Origin of the sequence: Edaphobacter lichenicola (assembly GCF_014201315.1) — a bacterium.
Lineage (GTDB): Bacteria > Acidobacteriota > Terriglobia > Terriglobales > Acidobacteriaceae > Edaphobacter > Edaphobacter lichenicola_B.
Map to the genome: position 1 here is coordinate 1 of NZ_JACHDY010000010.1, position 22,014 is coordinate 22,014.

Consider the following 22,014-nt stretch of genomic DNA (forward strand, 5'->3'; position numbering starts at 1 on the left):
CAACCTCAAGCGCATCACGAACGTGCTCGGCGCAACCAAAGTTCCGGAAGCCCTTCATAACGCCTGATAGAGCGCAGCCACGAAACGTAAATCCCAAATCCTGACCGCTTCAGAGAGAGCATCTGCTTCGCTCCTCTGCGATCTCCTGATCTGAGTTTCGAAACGACCTCGTTCCTGCCCGCAACGCCGACCCTCATCCCCTGAAAAGCAAGAGCAACTGCAAAAGCCGCTAAGGGGCTCTGCCCCGATCGCGCGCGTCAAGGGGTCTCCCCAGTCTTCCGCGCTGCGCTTGTGCAGACCTCCGCTGCGCTCCGCCCTTTCCGTTCCGCCTTCGGCTCCCTCTCCAAGGGTGGGAGATACCCCTCCCCTTGACGCTTGCTACCCCCGCCTTCGCCAGGTGGCGTTCGGCATGTACATGCCGCGTTTCAACGCGGACGTGCAAATGCAAAAGCGGGAGGCCAGATGCAAACCATTCCACCAGCCACTCCGAACCCTTTCACATGGCGGCGCTTCGCCAACGTGCGGATGGGCGATTACATCCTCGGCGAGGACACCGTAGACCTCGCGGAGTTGGGCTTTTGTGGCGATACGGTCACCGTCTCTTGCTCCACCTGCGGAGAGGTTCTTGGGAATGTCCCCGTGGAACTTCTCAGCGAAGAGTTTGAAGACATCACCACAACCCACATCACCCCCGTTCTCGATTGGCACGACGCGAAACACCATCCGCGCCCTGCATAAGCCACCGTTCCACAACCCCAAGGAGAAAAGACCCATGAACACCCATAGCAGCATTACCCCCATTAACGAAAACACCAACCAGCCGCAGCAACGGCAGACCGCGAAGGAAATGATTGCCGCCAACGTGAAGTGCCTGATTGAACAGCTTGAGGCAGGGAAAAGCGATGCTCTTACCGCATACCTGAACGCCATGAGCCGATTCCATAACTATTCCTTCGGGAATGTCTTGGAGATCGCAAGGCAGAGGCCGACTGCCACCCGTGTCGCGGGTATGTATGCATGGAACCAGCTTGGCCGCAGGGTCAAGAAGGGCGAAAAGGGGATTCGCATTCTCGCTCCTATCGTTGGCATCAAGCGCAAGCAGGACGAAGAAGCCGAGAAGGACATCACCAAACAGAATACCCGCGTTCTCGTCGGCTTCCGCAACGCCTACGTTTTCGATGTGGAACAGACCGACGGCGCAGAGCTTCCCGCCATGCGCGAGATTTCCGGCGACGTTGGAGCGAACCGCGACCGTCTTGTTTCGTATATCGAGAAGCAAGGAATCGAGCTTGTCTTTACCGAAAACATCGCCCCCGCGCTTGGTGTGAGTTATGGCGGACGCATCGCCATCCTCCCCGGACAGTCGAAAGCCGAAGAGTTCTCCACGCTCGTTCACGAGTTAGGGCATGAACTCTTGCACAAGGCCGAACGCCGCACCACCACAACCAAGGTGGTGAAAGAGACCGAGGCCGAAGCCATCGCGTTCGTGGTGGGGAAGGCCGTTGGGTTGCAGACTGGAAGCGCGTCAGCGGACTACATCCAGCTTTACCACGGCAATGCGTCGCTCTTGATTGAGAGCCTTGAAGTCATCCAGCAAGCCTCAGCCGTCATCCTTGCCGCATTGCAGCCGCCAACCCAAGAACAGGCGGAGATGCCCGATGCAGAACTAGCGAGGGTGGCGTGATGAAGACCATCCTCGCAATCATCCAGAAGGCCGGAGGTTGGCACCACGGCCTTTACCTCAAGATCGAGAACCCGCCTTTTATGGAGTTGGTCATTGAGGCGACCGACGAATCCGGCCCGTGCGGGCTTCCCGCAATTTCTGTCTGTCACTACGGCGAACAGAACGGCGATGCTATGCGGGACCCGGAAATGTGTTTCGAGTTTGGCCTAGCAGGAGGGGCGCACCTCAATCCCTTCTATTTCCGCAATGACTATGCGGGTGTGGAGCAGTGGTCTCGCTTTATCACGGACGGTCACTACGCCTATCACTCTGAATTACACCGACAGCACGAGGAGTTTGCGAAGCTGTGGGACAAAAACCTGCGCTCCCAAGGCTTCGCCGAAGTGTTCACGGACAAGTGCATTCGTGGCTAGTCCGCTCCCTTGGAGCGGATACGGCAGCGCGACCGCTCCACCACTCAATGCAGTGCAACCGCTCGAAAGGAGCACATCACTATGAATACCGAAATTGCCAACAACGTACCGCGTGAGCTTCCCATCGCCATGTTGACCGAATCGCCAACTAATCCGCGTCGGAACTTCGATGAAGGATTCCTGAAAGGACTTGCCAGCAGCATCCAGTCGCAGGGTGTTCTCGCTTCCTTGCTTGTCCGACCCAAAGACCAACGCTATGAGATCGTCTTCGGAGCGCAGCGTTTTCGCGCCGCACAGATTGCCGGGAAAGAAATCGTTCCCGTCGAAATCCGCGATATGACCGACGCGCAGGTAATGGAGGCGCAACTTGTCGAAAACCTCCAGCGGCGCGACGTGCATCCGCTGGAGGAAGCGCGGAGCTTCAAAGGGCTTCTCGACCTGGAGGAGCCTACGTACAGCATCGAGCAGATTGCGGCGAAGATCGGCAAACCACCCGCCTACGTCGCCACCCGCTTGAAGTTGACCGAACTTGCTGAGGTTGTCGTGGAGGAGTTCTACCGCGAGGAGATCGGCGTCGGACATGCGCTGCTATTGGCGAAGCTGCCGCTCGACAAGCAGGAAGAAGCTCTTAAGGCTTGCTTCCGCGAGGACTGGAGTGCATCGAGCGACCGGAAGGCCAAGCGCATTCTTCTCCCCGTCCGCAACTTGCAAACGTGGATTGAGCAAAACATCTTGCTCGTCCTCAAAGATGCTCCGTTCGATAAGAAGGACGCGCATCTCGTCGCCATCGCGGGGAGTTGTGTGGACTGTCCGAAACGGACGGGGCACAATAAGCTTCTCTTTTCCGACCTCGGCAAGCAGGACGCTTGCACCGACCCAAGCTGCTATCAGGCGAAGGTGGACGCGCATGTGGCCAACACCATCGCCGCCAAACCCAAGCTCGTGCAAATCAGCACAGGCTACACCAAGCCGCAGGAGGGAAGTGCCATCGTTCCGCGCGGCAAGTACGTCGCCATCGCGTCGGAGAAGCCGAAAGATAAGGAACAGGCGCAACGGCCTCAGTTCAAGACGTGCAAGTTCACCACCGAGGCCATCATCGCAGATGGCGACGGCAAGGGTGAAGTCCACAAAGTCTGCGCCAATCCCGCTTGCCCCATCCATCACCCCAAGAAGCAGCAGCAGCCGAACGTTGATGCTTCGTTCAAAGCGCAGCAAGAGAAGGAGCGGCGCGAACAGGCCATCGGCTACACCACGAGCGTCAGGACGCTTACGGCTATCACCGCAGCCGTTCCGGTGCGGTTGATGAAGCGTGACCTGCTGTTTGTGGCAGAACGTCTGGCGGCGATGTTGAACGACAACCATCTTGCCGGTCTTGCTCGTCAACACGGCATCAAGCCCGCGAAGGAAGGCGACTCGATTGTCAAGCTCTTCACCGCGTACCTGCGTCGTGTGGAAGAGAGCAAGCTGGGGAGCGTCATGGTCGAATTAACCATTATTCTTGCCGCCTCCCGTGGCAACAGCGCAACAGTCTTGCGGGATGCGGCGGCGGTCTACAAAATAGACACCGACGCCATCGCCCTCAAGGTGAAGCAGGAGTTTTCGGCGAAAGAGAAAGCCAAGAAGGCGCCGAAACCTGCGGCGAAGGTCGTCGCAAAGGCGAAGAAGGCCGCTTAGGGCAGCGGAGCAGGGAGGCCGCGAATCTGCGGCCTCTCCGCTTCTATTCGACGCGATAAATCGCGGCAGGGCGAACCCGCTTTGGTTTCTCCGTCGGGTAAGACAGCGGCATCTCTGCCGCTGCCTCCCCTAAGAACCGGACATGACAGTTTCCCGTCATCCGGCTCAAGCCTTGGATAAGCCCCGCATGAAGCGGAGCCGGTCACAACACACAGGCGTCAGCGATTGCTGCTGGCTCTCTTGAGGCTCTTACGAGTCTCGAAGTAGCCGCGCCAGTTCTGATCGAACGGGTTAGCGTTCGACTTCACCTTGACGTGTCGCCAGATGGGCGTTTTGGCGGGATTGACCAGCCAAGCGACCATCGCGCGCGAACGCCGTACATTGCCGCCAGCCATCACAGCGAACATGTGCCTGCCATTTCCGAGCCGATGCCAGTATCTGTTTGCGATCCAGGCGGTCGGCTTCTTCCAGTGGCGATGCTTTGCCCAACGCCAGAGTGAACGCCAGATGACCATCTCCGCTCTTTGGAACGCCGACGACGCTACGATATGGCGATGATAGTTTGCCCATCCGCGGATGACCGGGTTGAGTATCCCTATCAGGTTGGCCTGATTCGCGGTGCTGTTTCTTTTGATTGCACCGCGCACCTTCTCCAAGAAGGCGTGCATGTTCTTCTTCGAGGGTGTCGTCAGAACCTTCTTGCCATGTCGCCGCAGGTTCTGCCCAAGGAAGTCGAAGCCGTTTTCGATATGCGTGATGCAGGTTTTCTCAGGTGAGAGCTGCAAGCCACGTTCGAGCAGGAAGCGCTCGACCATTGGCTTGACCTCATTCTCCAGCAGCTCTTTCGAGCTTCCGGTGATGATGAAGTCATCGGCATAGCGTACGAAGTTCACCTTCGGATTGTGCATCTTCCCGCCGACCTTCTTATTGCGGAAGGTTTGCTTGAGAAGGTGCTCCAGTCCATCGAGTGTCAGGTTCGCCAGCGTAGGCGAGATGATGCCGCCCTGTGGTGTACCTGCCTCCGTAGCGAACAGTTTGCGGTCTTCCATGAACCCCGCTTTCAGCCATTTCCGCAACACGTCTTTGTCGGTGGGGATGTGATCGAGCATCCATGCGTGGCTTATATTGTCGAAGCAGCCACGGATGTCTCCCTCCAGCACCCATTGGGCACTGTTTCGCATACCCACAACATTAAAGCATTGCTCGATGGCATCAGCGGTCGAGCGTTCCGGTCGAAAACCATAGGAGTTAAGATCGGCTGTTGTCTCCGCGACGGGGAGCAGTGCAAGCAGGTATAACGCCTGCATCGCGCGATCCTTCATCGTGGGGATTCCAAGCGGCCTCTGCTTCCCATTGGCCTTCGGGATATAGACGCGTCGCAACGGCTGTGGCTGATACCCACGACGCCGCAACGTGTCGATGGCCTTATATCTGGATGCCGGTGTGCTCCAGATTGCTCTGTCTACGCCCGGCGTGTTCTTACCCTTGTTGTGTGTCACTCGCTTCACGGCCATTGCTCGGCCAGAGAACGAGTGGGTCAGCAGCCACTGCAAGGCTCTCACCTTGTTGTGACGGCCTTCCTGTGTTGCCTTGACGATACGCGCCTGCAGTCTCCTGACCATGTGTTCGCATCGAGACCAGTTGACCTGTTCCCATTGCGCCGCAGGGTCGGAGGCTGCACACATAGATTGCTCCACGTTCATTTGCATTTCCTCCTACGAAGATTCTGTAAGCTCTTTCGTCAACCATGACCCGCTGGAAGTCTGCCTGCTTTCGCACGGAGTGATGTCGCAACTCCTATCCGCTCCATTACAGAGCGGCGTTCGCTTTCTCCAGCCTCCTCTACCCGCTGCACCAACAGCGCACCTTACGGTGACGCCTGCCCTTGAGAGGGCAGTGCATCGGGCTTACCTTGTTCCGTTTGAACGACACGAATGACGTAGTCCCTGCCTGCACACCGGCAGCCTATTTGTCCGTGTGTCCCAGTGCAGGTGGGAGCATCCGGCTGCGTTGCCTTTTGGCTAGAGCCTGTCAGCGTCTTTGGCTCTTTGATGTTGACGATGCCTACGGCAGTTCACATGTGTTGGACATATCATTCAGCCTGGCCCTCCCACCGCCGTGACGCTGGCAGTGTGAGATCGCCCCTCGCGGGGCTCCTCTGTCTCACGACGGAGGGCCGTTTTCTCGGCAGCTCTCGACCCAGCCGTTACCAGCTACGCCGATGCCGATAGGCTACTGCGGACGGAACCGCAGGTTCAGCTCCACGAATCCTCCCGTGTTGAACAATCATTCAAACGACTTCAAGTCGCACCTGCACCCTCATCCCGCTGCCGGCCCCCGCTCGCCGGTTTACGCGGCAGGAGTCGAGTTCCTCCTCCTGCACCTTCCCCCCAGAGCGTTCCAGGCTTAAGTGAAGTTCTGCCCATAAAGGTCAATTTAGGCTTGGAATCATCTCGAAGTGGCCCCCGGCACTCCGCTCGTGGAGTTTTGTTATCCTTCTTCTTTCAGACATTTGAGTATGGATCGAGCCGCCAGAGCGGCCCGTCCGGAACGTTGAGTTCGATGTCTATCGAAGTTCAGGAAATCGTACGGGTCGACCCCGCAGCACTGAGCCTAAGCCAGTGGAATGAGCGTCTTTATGCTCATTACTTCACAGCTCGGAGCCAAAGTTCCCGATCGCCCGTCTCCCGTCTCCCCGTTAGCGGCGAAGAACTTGCGATCGGAATCGGACTTGGCCGCGAAGAGGCCGAGCGAACTCGAGGCGCGTTCGTCACATGTATAAAGAACGGCCTGCAAGGTCGGAGTTTCGCAACTGATGCGATGCATAAGCACAACATCTGGAAGCGCCAGCAGGTGGCTGTTCCGTTTTACCTTTCACACCTGCTTTTGACGTGCATGGTTGTGAACGATCTAGCGGAAGAACTTCGGGATCTTGGGGACTTTCGCAAGCGACTCACAGCAGTTATGGGCGGAGGCCGCCATAACAACCTCTACGCTTTGAGAGTGCTCTGGCAGAAATTGGAGTTATGGACATCTTCGCAAGAACTGCTGGGAGGCAAACAGGTCAATCGTCTCATCCTTCCTGATATTCCAGAATCCGGCAGGTACTCCCAGATAGGCTATTCGCTGCGACTCTCTGTTCCATCAAGGCGCGATCAAGATGCGTTGCGTAGCCTTCTCAGCGATCTGGATTGCTATGGACGTGAGCTGGAAGTTCAAAAAGTACTGAAGGCAATCGCTGGAAGTTTTGGCAAATTCAGTCCTGAATTTCAGGACTTGTACACCGCATTCACATTGTCGCGAAAACACCTGCCCGACAGTGCTCTTATTCAAAGTACTTTTTGGAACCTCGTTCGCGCCGTCTCGCTATCAGGTGGCAGCAAATCGGAGATCGAAAATAACCCGAAGCTTCGGCTTGAGCTTGAAGATGAGGACGGGCACTTCTGGTTGACCCTTTGCAGCGACCGTCCATTCTCGGGCGCATCATTGCGAACGATTCCGAGTTCGAAAAGCGAATCCGGCGCATATCCGTACATCGTCAATTGCGGAAATGGAGAGTCTCCCCTCGCGTCCTGTCTTGATCTTATCCTTGGTCTTGATGAGCCTCTTACGCGGGAAGCACTGGAGCCCATTTGCAAGTCGATAGCCGCTGGCTTCCTGCTCTTTGAAGAGGAAGATGACCGCCTCAGTGTTCAAGCCAAAACACTGCCCACCGCAGGCAGATTGAAGGCGTTGCTTTCTCAGACTCCGAATCAAGATCTGCGCTTGGCATTGCGCAACAGCAACTTGTCTCATCAGACGTCCCGTTCAATCTATCAAGGCTGGACGGAATGGAGGGAGATCTCCGCAGAGGCACTACGTGGAAAGGAGGTAAGGCTCTATCCGTCGCTCGCAGCAGTCGATTGTTTACGGCCTGTCTTGTCCCCAGTGAGAGTGGTGATAAGGGATGGAGTAAGGATCGGCAGTAGTTATCTTGCAGTGCAAAGTTGCCTACCAACTTTCCACGTCGACGGATCAGACAGATGCGAACTCCAATTTTCAGACGGATCTTCGAAGGATTTGGTGCGGGATCAAGAGGACGACGGGTGGCTGCTAGGGGCCGTAATCGAGTCGCCATCATTGATCGGTACCCAGAGAGTCTGCGCATATCAGATGGGTCTGATAATCGCTGAAAGACTCGTATCGTTCGTCGAAGGATCATTCTCGACACAGTATCGTCCCCCGATCGACAAGGATCGTTGGCTCGTTGAAAGCCTTGAAGTAGACCTCATTACCGCTGCAGCAGCGACGAAACTCCAGAACGTGAACCCGGCTTCTTTGGCCAAGATAGGGCACGATACAGGCATTCGGACTTCCGTCACTTGCTGTCAACCTTCAACTCAATATTTAGTTCTTGAGTTGGCTAGCTTACTAGAGAGCCGTCGTGGCATCCCGGAAGGAAAGCTCATCAAGCTGTTCGAGTCTAGGCTCCAGATTTCTGGACCTCAAGTCTGGGCTGTTATCCGCTCCTGGGTGGAAGCCGGATATCTGGAAGTGCTGACCGATGCGCGTTGGCGTGCTCGTGTCTATTTTGGAAATGTTCCGCGCTTGGCATTTCGAAAACAAGGTGGCGGTCTTTGCACATCGCTAACGGGCTTGGTTCCTCTCCATGTATCGAACAGGTTTGAGGAGTATTGCGGTTCCGGTGGCTTTCTCGTGAATGCAAAGTCAAGCAGTTCTTCTTACGTCCCGCCCATGCTTGAGTGCATAGTCCCGGATATAGAAACGGTCGAACTCATTACGACGGAACTTGGGTTAGATCGACCCACGTTGATCCAACCTTCGAGTTATAGTGGCCCTACAATTCGAGAACTGGCCACTTCACGCCCTCCGGCGACTGACGACAATTGGCTCTACTTGAAAAACTGGGACTGGACTAACCGCTATTTTCGGGACCCTGCCCGGCTTACAGAGCTGAATCAAATTTCCCTCAGTTGGTGCAGGAGGGAGGATGGGCCTGACAGATTCAAAGTTTTCCGCGACGGTGAACTATTGCTATGGACGCGCTCTAGGGTGTGGGCAGTTCTGTCCGCATATGCCCTAGCGGGACTTTCTCCATTTGAAGAAGAAGGAAATGACAGTGTCATTTGTTCGGGCGGCAATATATACCTGCCTCTTCCGCTAGCACGAAGTATCGGATTGAACGGACCGCAGCTGTCAGGACCCATTGATGGGAGATCGAGCTATCGGTATGTGCTTCCGACGCATAGAGTCAGGCAGGGTATCCTCGCAGCTCTCGGTTTTGCGACCCCGTCTCTGTCACCGATAGGACGCGTTGAGGAGGAACGGTTGAACCTCCTGTTGCGCGGGAGGGGCGGACCCAAACAATTCGTACCTGAACCACTTCGCCGTCAGCTTCTCGATTTGACTGGACTTGACGAAAGACGTGTTGGGGGCCTAGTCAGTCAATCCGCGCTTCCGGAACTATATGCTTTTGCGCGGACGCTTGCAGAAAGGAACAACAATTGAGCGGCACATTCTTGGGTATTGCAGAGAGGAGCTTATACAGGACAAATCCGCCCGTTAAGGTGCGTCCACTCTTCCAGGCATCGCCGGACAGAACCAAATGGATTGCACTGGAAATGGAGTTTCCAAATTCAGGGATGTTGGGCTGGTGGCAGCCGCCGGCGGAGTCTGAACAGTTTAAGGCTTGGACATTCCAAACCGAGGAATCTGGCACATACGATCCAGCCAAAGACTCACACGACCGATATTTCGTGCGAACACCAGCGACGCCGGCGATCGAGCTGATCGATTTTCATCACCTTGCTGAGCCAGAAGATGTGCGTCTCTGTCTGACGAAAGAAGGTATAGCTGCAGATCGTTGCGCAACGCGCAACCTGATCTTTAGATGTGGCGACGGCGCGCTCATCGGGCCAATGGAGCTTGTCGTGCGAGAAGATCGCCTATTTCTTGAGGCAAGGGAGACGCCTACTCAACTATCTGAGATGCCGAACCACCTTGAGGTGACCAACTGGACGAATCATGTGTTCATGCCCCCAAGGTTTTCACTCGTCAAGATTGGAGATTTTGATCTTTCGAACGATGTGCTGTTCGTCAAGCGCATGTTACGCGAGAGTCGCGACATCGGTTCGGACGTTATCGCTAGAGCGAAACTGACCGAGAAGCAAATCTCTTCGTTTTGCAATATTCTCGAAACCCTTCCTCTCAACAAATCTCGCCAGCAGAGATTGAGGAGACTCACGAGGGTGGCCGCGGCTTTAGGTGAGCATATCTCGCTGCAAGAGGACGGGCTATCGTCGTTGCTTGCGATACCCGATATCGCAGATGCCATCGAACGAGAGAAAGAGGCAGCACGGCTTCGTGCCGTGGCTGAAGAGCAGGCGCAGATCGAGGGATTACTGGTCAAACAGCAAGAACTAGTCAGGGCTAATGCAGAACTTGCACAGGCCTCAGCAGCACTCAAAGAGAGGCTATCGTCAGACGAACTGCGACTCGTGCAGGTTCAGTCAGACTTCGACTTGTCTATCGCGGAAACGTTTCTCAAAGCGGAGGAGAACGCCGCCACATTCCTGGGCAACGTCGCACTCATCAAGGCAGCGATCGGAAGAGAGGTGAAGTCCGCATCTGACAAATCTAGCTGGGGCGAGCGAGGAAGAACATCTGAGAGCATCTGCTCCACGGAGTTGCTCCAAGTACTGAACGAGCGTTTTATTGGACGCGGCCTAAACAGCTCTGCGGCAGCGACGCTCTTATCTTCTTGGGCGGCTGGTTTCGTGCCCATTCTTCATGGCGACCTCGCGATGGATTGCCTTGAGTGTGTCTGCGACACTCTTACGGGCGGAGAAAATTTCGTTTCCTCTATCTCTCCTACCACTGGCGAAATTTCCGATCTTCTCAGCACAATGGGACGCTCAAGAACAGGTTCGGGAACTCTCGAAAGCTTTCTAAGAAGAGCTGAGAGCGATGGACAGTTGGCCTCGGTAGTTTTTGAGGGAGTTAATTTGTGCCAGATCGACAACGTCCTTCTACCACTCTTGGGAGACCTGTCGGATGGAACTCGGCATCGACCGTCAAGTCAGGGTCCTCAGGTCACAAACACGCGTCTTGGTCCTTGGCCTTCAAATGTCCTGGTCGCTGGTACCTTTACTCCTAGTTCATTATCGATGCCACGTTCTCAGCGTTTGTGGCGCTACTGCAACCTAGTCAGTCCGACACGCAGGGGGCCCGCTGTGAAGGAAAGCAATACTGGGTCGCTTACAGGAGTCACCCTGTCAGAGTGGCAGCAATGGATAGACGCAGACCGTTCGAACGCCAACGGACCGCTGCAAACTCTAGCGAAGTATGTATGCGCGAAGATGGGCTCCAGTTCTTCGTATGAAAGATCGTTAGCAGCGCTCGCTTTCGGCTTGGAGGTTAATCTTGCCGAAATAACAGATCAGGAAAAGCTTCGCATTTTTACCCGTTCGGCGGTAATACCGGCGCTCGTCACATCCCACAAGGATTCCCGAGCACTTCTGGCGGGCGCTCCTGTCGAATTATCCGAAGTAGATAGCGACATCGTAGACATCATCGGAATTCTGGACAATTCGGTCCCACAAAACGTATGACGCACGTTGGAGGTTGGTTTCATGTTGGATCCGCTTGGAGCATTTGCCCGGATTCGGGATTTTTACATAAGCTACCTCGACACTGCTTTTTACATTCGCGATCCTGAGGTATCAATCGCTCGGCGGCGGCTTCTCGAAGAGACCAGAGCTCTTTGTGCCGAACCCATAATTGAACCGCTAGCGCGCTATTCAAACGCAAGCTTCGCTCTGGAAGATTTGATCAATGCCAGTGACGATGATCCGCGCTTGCCGGGTCTGAATGCAAAAGAACGCGATGCTTTCGTGAGACTGGTGCTCTGTGGTCTTTTCGATGCTGTCGGCGAGGAGCACGGCAAGCCTAAGTCTTCATATAAACCTTTTGCCCATCAAGTCGAGATGATGAGTCGAGGCATTCAAAGGGGAAGGCCTGGGATTGTCACCTCAGGAACGGGGTCGGGAAAGACTGAATCGTTCCTTCTACCAATTTTCGCTCGCCTGGCGAAGGAGGCCCGGAGCTGGCGCGCCCCTGAGGAAGGTTTTCTGCAACACAGATGGTGGCAGAATGACGACGGTGATCCGTTAGATAAATACACCGATCTGCCGAATCGACCCACGCGCCGCAATCAGAATGCGACTCCATTCGTCCCCCAAAGAAACGGGGAATCGCGTGCTGCAGCGGTTCGTTCGCTGATCCTTTATCCCATGAATGCTTTGGTCGAAGATCAACTCGCGCGGTTACGGAAGGCTCTAGACTCTGATGCCGCCCGACTCTTGATGTCCGAAACTTTCAACGACAATCGCATCTTCCTTGGCAAATACACCTCTGCCACTCCGATCACGGGACATCATTTCAGTCCCGATGCCGGACCTGAAGAGTTCGAACGGAGAGATCGGAAACTCAAGCAGCTGTTCCGTTCGTCATGTCTATTGCAGAAGACACAGACAGCGGCACGCGCGCATCAGAACGCATCAACAGATGCAAGATATTTGTTTCCCTCTGTTGATGGTAATGAGATGACATCGCGGTGGGATATGCAGGAGCATCCGCCTGACATTCTGATCACGAATACCAGCATGTTGAGCGCCATGCTGGCTCGAGAGGTTGACGCCTCGATTTTTGCGAAGACCCGCGAATGGTTGATGTCGAACGACGATTCATATTTTTATCTCGTTCTGGACGAGTTGCATTTACAGCGAGGATCGGCCGGCACGGAGGTTAGCCTTCTCCTTCGGCTCTTGATCGAACGTCTTGGCCTAAACGATCCATCCCATAGGCATAAGCTTCATATATTGGCATCAAGTGCATCTATGCCGATGAGCGGAGAACTGGGAGAATTAAGCCTTCAGTATCTGTGGGACTTTTTTGGATCGAACGGGACATGGGAACAGGCAGACCAAAAAGCCGAACGAACAAAGGATCTATGGCGGGGCGCCATTGTTGAGGGAAGCCCCCTTCCACTTGAGAGTGTCAGTTCACTCTCAGACAAGTCTCCACTTTGTGAATTGTTACGCGTGACGGTGTCGCCGGAAGACGGGCTGGCCGATCCACAGCACCCTAGTGAAAATGAATTGTTGTGGCAGGCTGTTCATAAGAGTCTGATGCCGTCCGCTCAGTCTGAGTCTCTTCCTCGGTCGGTACGCGAGTGTATTGAGCAAGCCGGATTTGTTCTTGAGGAAGCTTGCAGTGCTGACGGTCTCCGAAAGCCCCAAACTGTTTCCCAAATCGCTAAACGCCTGTTTTCGACAATGGATTCGACGGCGATTGAGGCGGTGAGAGCTCTCTTGGTTATTCGGGGTTGTGGGGATCGGTACTCTGAATGGTTTCCATCTCACGCAAGTCCAAAAACCTCGGCATTTCGGATTCATTTCTTCTATCGGAGTATTGAGGGTCTGTTTGCGCCCGCAATGCTGGACTCTTCTAAACCAGCAGGTTCTCAAGCGCTTGTAGGCCCCTTGTCTGTTGAGCGCGGCCTGCGTTTCGTCGACATGTTGGATGGCAAACGTCGACTCCTAGAGCTGATCTACTGCGAGTGCTGTGGGGAGCTCTTCTTTGCGGGAATGAAGGGAGAGAGGAAGGGGACGTCATACTGTGAACTGCTTCCAATAGACCCTGATCTAGATGGGTTGCCTGATGCCGCTTCCTCACAGCTTTTCGAGGAGTTGTCAGCAAAAGTCTTTGGGGTCTTCTGGCCGTCGTCACAAACGCCTCAATTGAATATCTCGTCGAATGCCGGAAACGGAACTTGGACGAAGGCTAGTCTTGACCCTGCCAGTGGTGTCGTTAGGGTTGCTACGAATCGCTACGATCCTTGGAGCGCTCCAGACCATGTTCATGGCTATTTGTTCGACCGTAGCGGCACTCAGGACCGCCACGGCCGAACGAACAGAGATCCTGGGTCGTGCGTGCCGTATGCGTGTCCCGCCTGTGGCATCAGCTATGAAAGAAGAAAACGGGGTTATAGGCTTTCTCCGCTGCGAAATTTTCGTACCGGTTTCGCGAAGACGACTCAATTGCTCGCCACTGAAGTCTTTGAAGTGCTGAGAAAAACCTCTGAGAATCCCAAATTGGTTTCATTCTCTGATAGCCGTCAAGATGCAGCAAAGGCGGCACTAGATATCGAGAGGCGACACCATGAAGACTCTGTTCGTCAGATATTGATCGACACTATTGTGGAGGTTGCACAGTCTCGACCCGGTGCAGATACTCTTGCTCGGGACCTCGACGTTACGCGCAAAGCGTATGCCGAAGCTTCTTACGATGACCCAAAATTCGATGAGCTAGGTTCAGCAATCAAGAAGTTAACCGTCCAGCTGAAGGCCGCCAATGATTCGTCGATCTCCATTTCAGAGGTGGTTGAGACGTTGGACGAAGCGGGATTTCAAGGTGTCTCTCCTGAACGAAATGGACTCCGACCGTACTTGTGTCACTTTGCAAATCTGGGAGTGCATCCGGTAGATGGAACAGGCATGCGGCGCTTTAGGGTCGGTAGCGAAAACCTTGCGTGGTTCGAGCTGTTTGAATTAACGGGTACCACGCTTGACTGGCGTGACGATATGCAGCGCAGGACACAAATTGATGAAGCGCGGCGTGAGTTGGTGGGAGAAGCTCTTGAGTCAATATCTCAGACCATTTTCAACAAGACTTATTTTTCTATCGAAGAAACAGGGTGGGGGTATCCGACGGTTCCGTTGTCCTGCGTCGCGGATCTAAAAGAACAAAATAAAATCGCCGCCTATATGCGGGTCCTGGGGGATTCCTATCGAGTGAATGAAAGCCAATTTGACGACCGGCCGAAGGACTGGGCGGACGCGAATGATATCGGCAAATCTGATCGAATCTTTCGCTATGCACAAGCTTGCACGGGCAGCGATCAAATGGCGGTCCAGGAACTCACTCGAGTTCTAAATATTCTTGACGCACAGAGGCATTCCGGCGGAATCATACATACTGGAAAACTCAATATTATGGTGCCATTGCAAGATTCTCCCTGTTGGAAGTGCGTTCGATGCGGAAGAATTCATTTGCACCGGGGCGGTGGTGTATGCACCCGTTGCTACGAACCGCTCAACGAACTGCCTGATCTCGTTTGCGAAGATGTCCGTCGACGGAACTTTCTTGGAAAGCGGATCGGTCGAGGTGAACCTCCATTCCGAGTCCGGTGCGAGGAGTTGACCGGGCAAACAGATGACCCAGCCGAAAGACAACGTAGATTCCGGGGGATAATCTTTGACGCTCCATCCAGTTTGGAGGAAAACGCAAAGCTGATTGATCTGTTGGCTGTGACAACCACTATGGAAGTGGGAATCGACATCGGTCCGCTGCAAGCCGTGTTTCAGGCCAATATGCCTCCGCAGAGATTCAACTACCAACAACGGGTGGGACGCGCTGGCCGACGCGGCCAGGCATTTTCGATGGTGATGACCGTTTGTAGGAGCAAAAGCCATGACCTCTACTACTATCGCAATCCGGAACGGATTACCGGAGACCCGCCACCGCCGCCATTTCTCACCAAGAAACAGGTAATCATCCCGCGCAGGCTGTTGCGAAAGGCCTGGTTGGCATCCGCATTCGACACTCTCAGGTCGGAATGTAGGGCTGCGGGGCAACGGTATCCAGGGGATGATTCTTCGCCTGATATTCACGGTGAGTACATCCCGAGCAACATTTACTTCGACGCAACGCAGGACTGGGAGGAGCGTTTGAAAGGAGCGCTCTTGAAGACGGAGGTCGCGCGAGACCGCTTTGCGGCTGTACTTGCATTGGACTCTGACATTTCCGTTCAAACTTTGCTTGAAGACTTGGACCCATCCGATCTAATCGAGGACATCCGAAATTCTCGTGATCTCGTCGGGGGTGGCGGCGAAGACGGCTTGGCCCACATGCTCGCCGAGGCCGGCAGGCTGCCGATGTTTGGAATGCCAACGCGTGTGAGAAATTTGTATACCGAGGCCGTGAGGATTGAGGATGACCATCAATTTGAATGGACCAAGATTGATCGTGACCTCGATTTCGCTATTTTTGAATTTGCTCCAGGTGGAGTCATAGTTAAGGACAAGCAGCAGCATAGACCAATCGGTTTCACCGGTCACCTTGCCGAAAGATTCACTCCTGGTAGAAGAGGTACTCAACAGTCCCTCACCCCTTACAGTCCGGCGTTTAGTAGCCCCTTTTGGTTGCTGCGTTGCGTGGCGTGCGGAAGCTGGCATCGTTTTGAGGACAAACCTGAGAATGAGAGTTGCACAACCTGCTCGACGTTGCTGGACTCAGCAGGAGCAGGAGAATGTCGCACGCCCTCTGGTTTTCGCACTGATTTGAATCCGAGACTCATACGTGAGAATGACCGGTTTGGCTCGCGCAATCGCTCGATCACCGCAGAATCAAGAACTTTTGATCTTTCGCCAACACCAGATGACTTCAACCTGAGCTTGGCATTTCTTCCGCAGAGTCGGACCTACAGACTTAATCGGGGTCCAGAAATTACGGATGACAATGGAAACGTCTCTGCATTGGGATTCTCTGTCGACTCGTATAGCCACTCGATTCCCGGTCTTGATTCAACCAGGCTCGAGCAACAGGCGATAACAAAAGAGTGCGCTCCAGAAATTCGACGTTTACAACCCCAGCCTGACTTAACCGGGACCTCCGCTGAGGGCATTTGGATCGCCGCACCAAAAACAACCGACTCTTTGTTCATCGGAGCTTCTGTCGTCCCTCCAGGGCTTTGGATCGACCGAGTCAGCGGTTCACTTCCTACGAACGGCCCTGCGCTCTTGGCGAACAGGATTACGTCGGTGAGAGCTGCAGCAGTCTCAGCGACATTCATATTCGTCCACCGCGCTTCTTTGGAGCTTGATGTCGATCCGGATGAGTTTGACCTTATCGATCCAAGAATTCATGCTTCGAAAGGAATTCGCGTCCCTGTTTTGCAAATCGCAGATCACCTGGTCAATGGTTCGGGCCTCTGCGAGCGGCTGGCACTCTTGGATTCGAAGGGGATTTCGACTGCGGCGAGACTCGTGAGGTCGATTGTCTCCGAACCTGAAGCTTTTCCGCTCCGAACCTACCGCATGCTAAAGGACAACATCGATCACGCCGCGCAGTGCGACCAATCGTGCTACTTGTGTCTTCAGCGGTACGGTAATCAGCCTTATCACGGATTGCTCGATTGGAGATTGGGACTTTCATTTCTCGAAGCAATTGATCGCGCCTCGTTTAGGTGTGGATTGGATGGCAAATTTGCGGAAAGCCCGTCATTGTGTGACTGGCCGGAGCTGGCGCACCGATACGCAACAGACTTGGTCACAAATTACGGCGGGAACGGAGAGGTTCGGAAGTTAGGTCGTGACGGGGAGATGACTGCTTTTCGTCTCGACCGCACTGGCGCGGAATGGAATCTCGTCGTACACCCGTTGTGGAACCTGGAAACACCTATCGGCATCCTCAACGATGCGATCAATGAGCTCGGGCGGTCACCGAAATTCACTGATACTTTCGAACTATCTCGTCGACAGGTAACAGAAAGGGAGCGGCTACGACGGGCCTGGAGCGGCTAGTGTTGAAGTCCTCTACTTGAACTTCCTAATGTGTGAGCGCAATGCCTTGGCGAATGCTGGAGGATATCGAAGGCCGCTTACTTCAAGGCGGGAGAGAAATCCCGACGCCGCGCGATGTGACAGGAATCGGGGTTCGTAGCGCAGGAAGCTTTCTATAGAAACAGATGTTTTTGCGACTGGAAACTTTGTCGCATCCAGCACACGGTATCGTTGTCCATTTTCGCCGGCTGCGGCAGCGGGCCAAGATGCGGATGGCCTAAGCTCCTCAAGCTCGGGTGGCTGTTTATCTGGAATCAGCAGTGTGCTTCCGACCCACTCAGACACCTTGCAGGTTACGGCGTTTCCCACTAACCTCCAGCGGTGTCCCGGGCGGGATACCGATTCTGCAGGCTTTGTCCAATCTGCCTTGAAGCCTTGAAGTCGCTCAGCATCTCGAATGTCAGGTGTGACAAAAGAATGATCGGGCAGCCAGATTGCCGGGGCCGATGGTATCCCCCAAGCAGAGCCTCCCTTAAGAGTAGGTATTGCATTCGCAGCCCAACCGATGCCTCGGTTGCCTTCTGTCCAATAGAAGCCGCATGGTGGTGTGATATCGACTTGGGGAACTAAATTTGCATTTGTTTGAAACAGGCGATTCCAAGGTACGTGATCCAAGCTAGCGAGGAGGAAAACTCTCTCCCTTCGCTGCGGAAGACCGAATGATCGCGTGTCGACCGTTCTATATGCCCATGAGTACCCGAGCCTCTCAAGCTTTCCGGTGATATGCTTCATTGCCGCGCCCTTATGAAGTTGCAGCATAAACGGGACGTTTTCCAACAGCACCCATTGGGTGCGCCGCGCTTGAAGGATGCGAAATACGTGGTCGACGATGCCTGATTTGTCGCCTGCAATGCCGCGCGCTCTACCCACCTGCGAAAGATCTTGGCAAGGAAAGCCCGCTACGAGCAAGTCTGTTCCTTTAGGGACACGATCGATCTGCCGAACGTCATCTCGAACCTCAACATGCGGCATTCTTCGACGAAGAACGGCCTGGGCGGCTGGATCTATCTCGCACATGAGGGTTGTTTCGAAGCCGGCCTTCTCAAGACCAACCTCGAACCCCCCAATGCCGGAGAACAGGCCTACAGATTTGAGCCGTCGTTCAGTCATGATCGTGCCTGGGAATTGTGAATCTCTGAAGGCGCGAGACCAGTGCCCCGGGTCGTTTAAGGTCGCACTCCCAGACTATGAGCACACGAAAACCAAGTCGCCGAAGGTCCCAGCTCTTCCGGGCATCTCGGGACCGATTCGCTCGAAGCTTTGCTGACCAAAATTCGGGGCGGGATTTAGGCACTCGAGGCTGATTATCGCTCTTTGTCTTCGTGCAAAACTTGTGCCCGTGCCAAAAACATCCATTAACAAAGATCGCCCATCGCTGACTGCGATTTGCGATGTCAGGAGAACCCGGCAAACGCTTGTTCTTGACCCGGTAATGCACGCCCGAATCAGTCAAAAGTCTTCGGATAGCCATCTCTGGGAGCGTATCGGTCCGACGAACTGCGCTCATCATGCGAGATCGGGTTGACGCATCAACGATGTCTGAGTCTCGATGATTCAAGAACGTATTCTCTTCCTGGTACAACTATTTGTTTGCTAAACACTGAAGCCGGTCCTCTCGGACCGGCTTCGCTTCCTGCCCTCCAAGGAGCAGGGGGAGTTTCTTTTACAATTCTACAGGGACGCGTACCCGTGTGCAATGTTGAGTTCTGGGGTTCAGAATGGCAATCGTCAACCTCTACATCGATGGCTTCAACCTCTATTATGGTGCGTTGAAGCGGACGCCATACAAGTGGCTTGACCTCGCGAAGCTCGCTCAAGCCCTCTTGCCGTCCGACACGATCCAGGAAGTTCACTACTTTACTGCTCGAGTCAGTTCGCGCGCCTACAATCCGACAGCGGCCCATGACCAAGGGCTCTACATCCGCGCTCTGAAAACCCTTCCAAACCTTCACATCAAATATGGTCAGTTCACGACGCACTCCGTGCCCATGTACTTGACGAACGTCAACCCGCCGCAGAAGGTTTGGGTCGACAAGACGGAAGAGAAGGGTTCTGATGTGAACCTCGCTTCTCATCTCTTGCGAGATGCGTACGGAAGGCGATTTGAGGTGGCCGTCCTCGTTACCAACGACTCTGACTTGGCCGAGCCAGTAAGGATCGTCGCTCAGGAGATTGGTTTACCGGTTGGTCTCCTCAATCCTCACCAGTTTCACAGCCGGGAACTGAGGCAATATGCCACCTTTATCAAGCGAATCCGCCAAGGTGATCTCGCAGCCTGCCAATTTCCGAAAAGCTTGACGGATCGAAAGGGCACATTTACCAAGCCTAGCGGTTGGTAGTAGTTACACCTCTACCTGTCGAAAAGGCAAAGAGAAGACAGGATACAAGACGTTTCCCGAGTCCCATCGGATTTAGATATTGGAGGCTCTAGGCCTCCTTAAGACGATCTTTAGCAAAGACTTGGGGTTTCCCGCTGTCTGCAAGTTTGCCCGGTGGTGAAGGATGTTCCGCTTTTGTTGCGATGAAAGTTTCGATGGCAACCCGAAGATGCCCAACTCAATCACGATTAGTGGTTTTCTATCGGACGGGCCCACTTGGTCAGAGATTGAAGCTGACTGGTCGGCGGTCAACGACCGATACGGGGTGCATTGTTTCCACGCAACTGCGTTGAACCACGCTACCGAGGAGTACGCTGGATGGCCGAAGCCTCAACGGGATCGATACAGCGCTGAACTCCTAGATGTCATTGGTAAGCAGGGCAAAAAGCTTGTCGCTTATAACTGCGGAATGCGAGCCGACATCTATCGCCGCGTGATCAGCCCAGAAGGCCAACGGAAGTTGGGAAGCCCTTGGTTTGTCTGCTTCAAAAGCTGTGTGGCGATGATCGCAAAGCACATGGAAACTCTTCCGAAGGAAGACTCTTTCTCTGTTGTCGTCGAAAAGGGATCCGGCTTTGACGGGATGGCCGGCCGCTTCTTCTCACTTTTAGCCATGAACCCCTCGTTTCCCCATCGCTTTCGTCTCAATGCCTTCGCGAGCGCGAAGCCTGACCAAGTGCTCGGCCTTCAGTTGGCCGACATGATGGCGTACGAATACTTCAGACAGCTTCATAAGCGGCCCGCGAAAATGAGGATTCCTTTGGAGCGCATCCGATTGAGTACGAATTATGCGGAGGGCTTTTTCGGAGAAGAAACCCTTCTCAGAATGAAGAATGACATCGAAAATGCACACTGCGGGAAGGACGAACTTGTGATCATTCCGAGCCTGTGAACGAACTCGGCTGCTTCATTTCAGCCCAGTGGGACGCTAAGAAAGACGCAACTCTTTGAAAGATTGCTTCGGGATCGTCCCAAGTGTCTTGGTTCAACGGCCACAAATGATGATCGTTTGCCGTTGAGGCGGCTTCGGGGAGAACTTCAGGTCTGAGCCAGCTCGGCTTTGTGGAATGAAATCCGAACGCGAGAGGTGTAGGCGCCTTTGTCCAGATGCCAACCCAGAGGAGGTACGAACGGCCCCGCCTGACATAGAAACCGTACGAATAGGTGTCTGATGTCTCAAGCTCGGTTTCGTATCCGCGTGCGTCGAAGAGCCCTTTTGCTTGGGTGAGAGTCTTCTCCACCTTCCGAATTGCACTGTAGGTCGCCTCGGACCAGTCGCTTAAGGATTGTTTTTCCTGAGATGTCATAGGTTCGAGTTGAAACCGCCATTTCCAGAATCGTACCGCCTCGTCGAGAATTGCATCATCCATCGAGGCCGATACTTCAGCTAACCGTTGGATCACGTCCCGCCAATACGATGTGTTGACTGAGATGTTGTCTGGCAGAACTTTATGGATTTGACGCGTACTGCTCGTGTACCGCCACTCATTCGGTACCAAGAACGAAAGGTCGCCGCGCATGCCTTTTGGGAAACAGGCCTGATACCCAGTTCGCTGCCCCTCAGTCAGCTCAAGATAAGGGTCGACTTTCGCTTCAATCAGGCAATGAAAACCTGGCCCTTCGACCAAGATGTCGGGAATCTCACGGCCATTGGGTCCAACGAATGAGTGTTGCGTGCTGAACTGGAGAGTAGCAGCCTCGACTTCAGAAAGCGGTCGGCGGACAAGGTAAGAAAGCACTGCAGCGGCTGCGCGCGAATTCCGCTCCAAGATGTTTCGAAGGAGGTTCGTGTGATCGTTTTCCTTCGTAACGACACTATCAAAGACTGTTGGCATGATTGGTATCGGGCATGTGCCTGAGCGCTGTGTTCAAGGTTATCCTGAAGCCGAGCATCTTGGATTGCTTGTAACGGAGGTCGGAGGGTGATCTCCCAAATACTCGAATGGTAGTGGCTGTTTTGATGGCTGTTCATTGCGTGATTCGGTGCGGTACTATGCAACCGAATGCAGAAGATGGTGTGCTGGAAGCCGCTGCAAACAAAGCTTTTATGTGTCCTGTGCGTTTCTGTGCGTTTGCTCGCGGAAGTGTAATAATGGGACTCAAAATCCGCCGAGGGCAACCTCGTGGGGGTTCGATTCCCCCTCCCGGCACCATCTAACTTGTTCATTTGCAATATGTTGCAG

Annotated in this window: 13 protein-coding genes; 9 read left to right on the forward strand and 4 right to left on the reverse strand. The window is 54.2% G+C overall.

The window, feature by feature from the left end; genetic code table 11:
* Nucleotides 1-462 precede the first annotated feature (462 nt).
* The 4 genes from HDF09_RS20255 to HDF09_RS20270 all read left to right on the forward strand — a co-directional run bounded on the left by HDF09_RS20255 (nucleotide 463) and on the right by HDF09_RS20270 (nucleotide 3,771).
* Nucleotides 463-738, forward strand: a complete 276-nt coding sequence (locus tag HDF09_RS20255; protein WP_183769292.1) for a hypothetical protein — start codon at nucleotides 463-465, stop codon at nucleotides 736-738.
* Between the two features lie 34 nt (nucleotides 739-772).
* The gene (locus tag HDF09_RS20260; RefSeq protein WP_183769293.1) at nucleotides 773-1,684 is read left to right on the forward strand and encodes an ArdC family protein; all 912 of its coding nucleotides are present in this window, start codon (nucleotides 773-775) and stop codon (nucleotides 1,682-1,684) included.
* Nucleotides 1,684-2,097, forward strand: a complete 414-nt coding sequence (locus HDF09_RS20265; protein ID WP_183769294.1) for a DUF6908 domain-containing protein — start codon at nucleotides 1,684-1,686, stop codon at nucleotides 2,095-2,097. The genes HDF09_RS20260 and HDF09_RS20265 overlap by 1 nt, the downstream gene beginning before the upstream one ends.
* Before the next feature lie 81 nt (nucleotides 2,098-2,178).
* Complete coding sequence (locus HDF09_RS20270) at nucleotides 2,179-3,771, forward strand: ParB/RepB/Spo0J family partition protein (protein ID WP_183769295.1); 1,593 nt, start codon at nucleotides 2,179-2,181, stop codon at nucleotides 3,769-3,771.
* Nucleotides 3,772-3,989: 218 nt separating this feature from the next.
* Here HDF09_RS20270 and ltrA read toward each other — a convergent pair whose 3' ends face one another.
* The gene (gene ltrA, locus HDF09_RS20275) at nucleotides 3,990-5,474 is read right to left on the reverse strand and encodes a group II intron reverse transcriptase/maturase (RefSeq protein WP_183769296.1); all 1,485 of its coding nucleotides are present in this window, start codon (nucleotides 5,472-5,474) and stop codon (nucleotides 3,990-3,992) included.
* Nucleotides 5,475-6,333: 859 nt separating this feature from the next.
* Between ltrA and HDF09_RS20280 the strand changes: the two genes are divergently transcribed.
* The 3 genes from HDF09_RS20280 to HDF09_RS20290 are packed head-to-tail and all read left to right on the forward strand — an operon-like array spanning nucleotide 6,334 to nucleotide 17,414.
* The gene (locus tag HDF09_RS20280; RefSeq protein WP_221270246.1) at nucleotides 6,334-9,279 is read left to right on the forward strand and encodes a hypothetical protein; all 2,946 of its coding nucleotides are present in this window, start codon (nucleotides 6,334-6,336) and stop codon (nucleotides 9,277-9,279) included.
* A complete protein-coding gene (locus HDF09_RS20285) occupies nucleotides 9,276-11,381 on the forward strand; it encodes a coiled-coil domain-containing protein (protein WP_183769298.1) in 2,106 nt (701 codons plus the stop codon). Before HDF09_RS20280 ends, HDF09_RS20285 begins: the two co-directional genes overlap by 4 nt.
* A gap of 21 nt (nucleotides 11,382-11,402) precedes the next feature.
* Complete coding sequence (locus tag HDF09_RS20290; RefSeq protein WP_183769299.1) at nucleotides 11,403-17,414, forward strand: DEAD/DEAH box helicase; 6,012 nt, start codon at nucleotides 11,403-11,405, stop codon at nucleotides 17,412-17,414.
* Between the two features lie 12 nt (nucleotides 17,415-17,426).
* On the opposite strand, the gene HDF09_RS21435 is transcribed toward HDF09_RS20290, so the two are convergent.
* Together HDF09_RS21435 and HDF09_RS21440 are read right to left on the reverse strand one after the other, a co-directional pair.
* Nucleotides 17,427-18,563, reverse strand: coding sequence for a DNA cytosine methyltransferase (locus HDF09_RS21435; RefSeq protein WP_183769300.1), 1,137 nt, complete (start codon nucleotides 18,561-18,563; stop codon nucleotides 17,427-17,429).
* On the reverse strand, nucleotides 18,556-19,035 hold the full coding sequence (locus HDF09_RS21440) for a very short patch repair endonuclease (protein WP_406705168.1): 480 nt from the start codon (nucleotides 19,033-19,035) through the stop codon (nucleotides 18,556-18,558). Before HDF09_RS21440 ends, HDF09_RS21435 begins: the two co-directional genes overlap by 8 nt.
* A gap of 136 nt (nucleotides 19,036-19,171) precedes the next feature.
* On the opposite strand from HDF09_RS21440, the gene HDF09_RS20305 reads away from it, so the two are divergent.
* Nucleotides 19,172-19,792 carry an NYN domain-containing protein gene (locus HDF09_RS20305; RefSeq protein ID WP_183769302.1) on the forward strand — a complete coding sequence of 207 codons (621 nt, stop codon included), beginning with the start codon at nucleotides 19,172-19,174 and terminating at the stop codon, nucleotides 19,790-19,792.
* 208 nt (nucleotides 19,793-20,000) lie between these two features.
* Entirely contained in the window at nucleotides 20,001-20,723 is a 723-nt protein-coding gene (locus HDF09_RS20310) for a hypothetical protein (RefSeq protein ID WP_183769303.1), read from the forward strand.
* Here HDF09_RS20310 and HDF09_RS20315 read toward each other — a convergent pair.
* Nucleotides 20,707-21,666 (reverse strand): hypothetical protein, encoded by a 960-nt coding sequence (locus HDF09_RS20315; protein ID WP_183769304.1) that lies wholly within the window; start codon nucleotides 21,664-21,666, stop codon nucleotides 20,707-20,709. The two genes, HDF09_RS20310 and HDF09_RS20315, sit on opposite strands and share 17 nt — an antisense overlap.
* Nucleotides 21,667-22,014: the final 348 nt, after the last annotated feature.

Bases quoted from the DNA above. Each gene is read 5' to 3' on its own strand.
- HDF09_RS20265 (WP_183769294.1), top strand. From the start codon at position 1,684: ATGAAGACCATCCTCGCAATCATCCAGAAGGCCGGAGGTTGGCACCAC.
- HDF09_RS20260 (WP_183769293.1), top strand. From the start codon at position 773: ATGAACACCCATAGCAGCATTACCCCCATTAACGAAAACACCAACCAG.
- HDF09_RS20255 (WP_183769292.1), top strand. From the start codon at position 463: ATGCAAACCATTCCACCAGCCACTCCGAACCCTTTCACATGGCGGCGC.
- HDF09_RS20280 (WP_221270246.1), top strand. From the start codon at position 6,334: ATGTCTATCGAAGTTCAGGAAATCGTACGGGTCGACCCCGCAGCACTG.
- HDF09_RS21435 (WP_183769300.1), bottom strand. From the start codon at position 18,563: ATGACTGAACGACGGCTCAAATCTGTAGGCCTGTTCTCCGGCATTGGG.
- HDF09_RS20310 (WP_183769303.1), top strand. From the start codon at position 20,001: ATGCCCAACTCAATCACGATTAGTGGTTTTCTATCGGACGGGCCCACT.
- HDF09_RS20305 (WP_183769302.1), top strand. From the start codon at position 19,172: ATGGCAATCGTCAACCTCTACATCGATGGCTTCAACCTCTATTATGGT.
- HDF09_RS20270 (WP_183769295.1), top strand. From the start codon at position 2,179: ATGAATACCGAAATTGCCAACAACGTACCGCGTGAGCTTCCCATCGCC.
- ltrA (WP_183769296.1), bottom strand. From the start codon at position 5,474: ATGAACGTGGAGCAATCTATGTGTGCAGCCTCCGACCCTGCGGCGCAA.
- HDF09_RS20290 (WP_183769299.1), top strand. From the start codon at position 11,403: ATGTTGGATCCGCTTGGAGCATTTGCCCGGATTCGGGATTTTTACATA.
- HDF09_RS20315 (WP_183769304.1), bottom strand. From the start codon at position 21,666: ATGCCAACAGTCTTTGATAGTGTCGTTACGAAGGAAAACGATCACACG.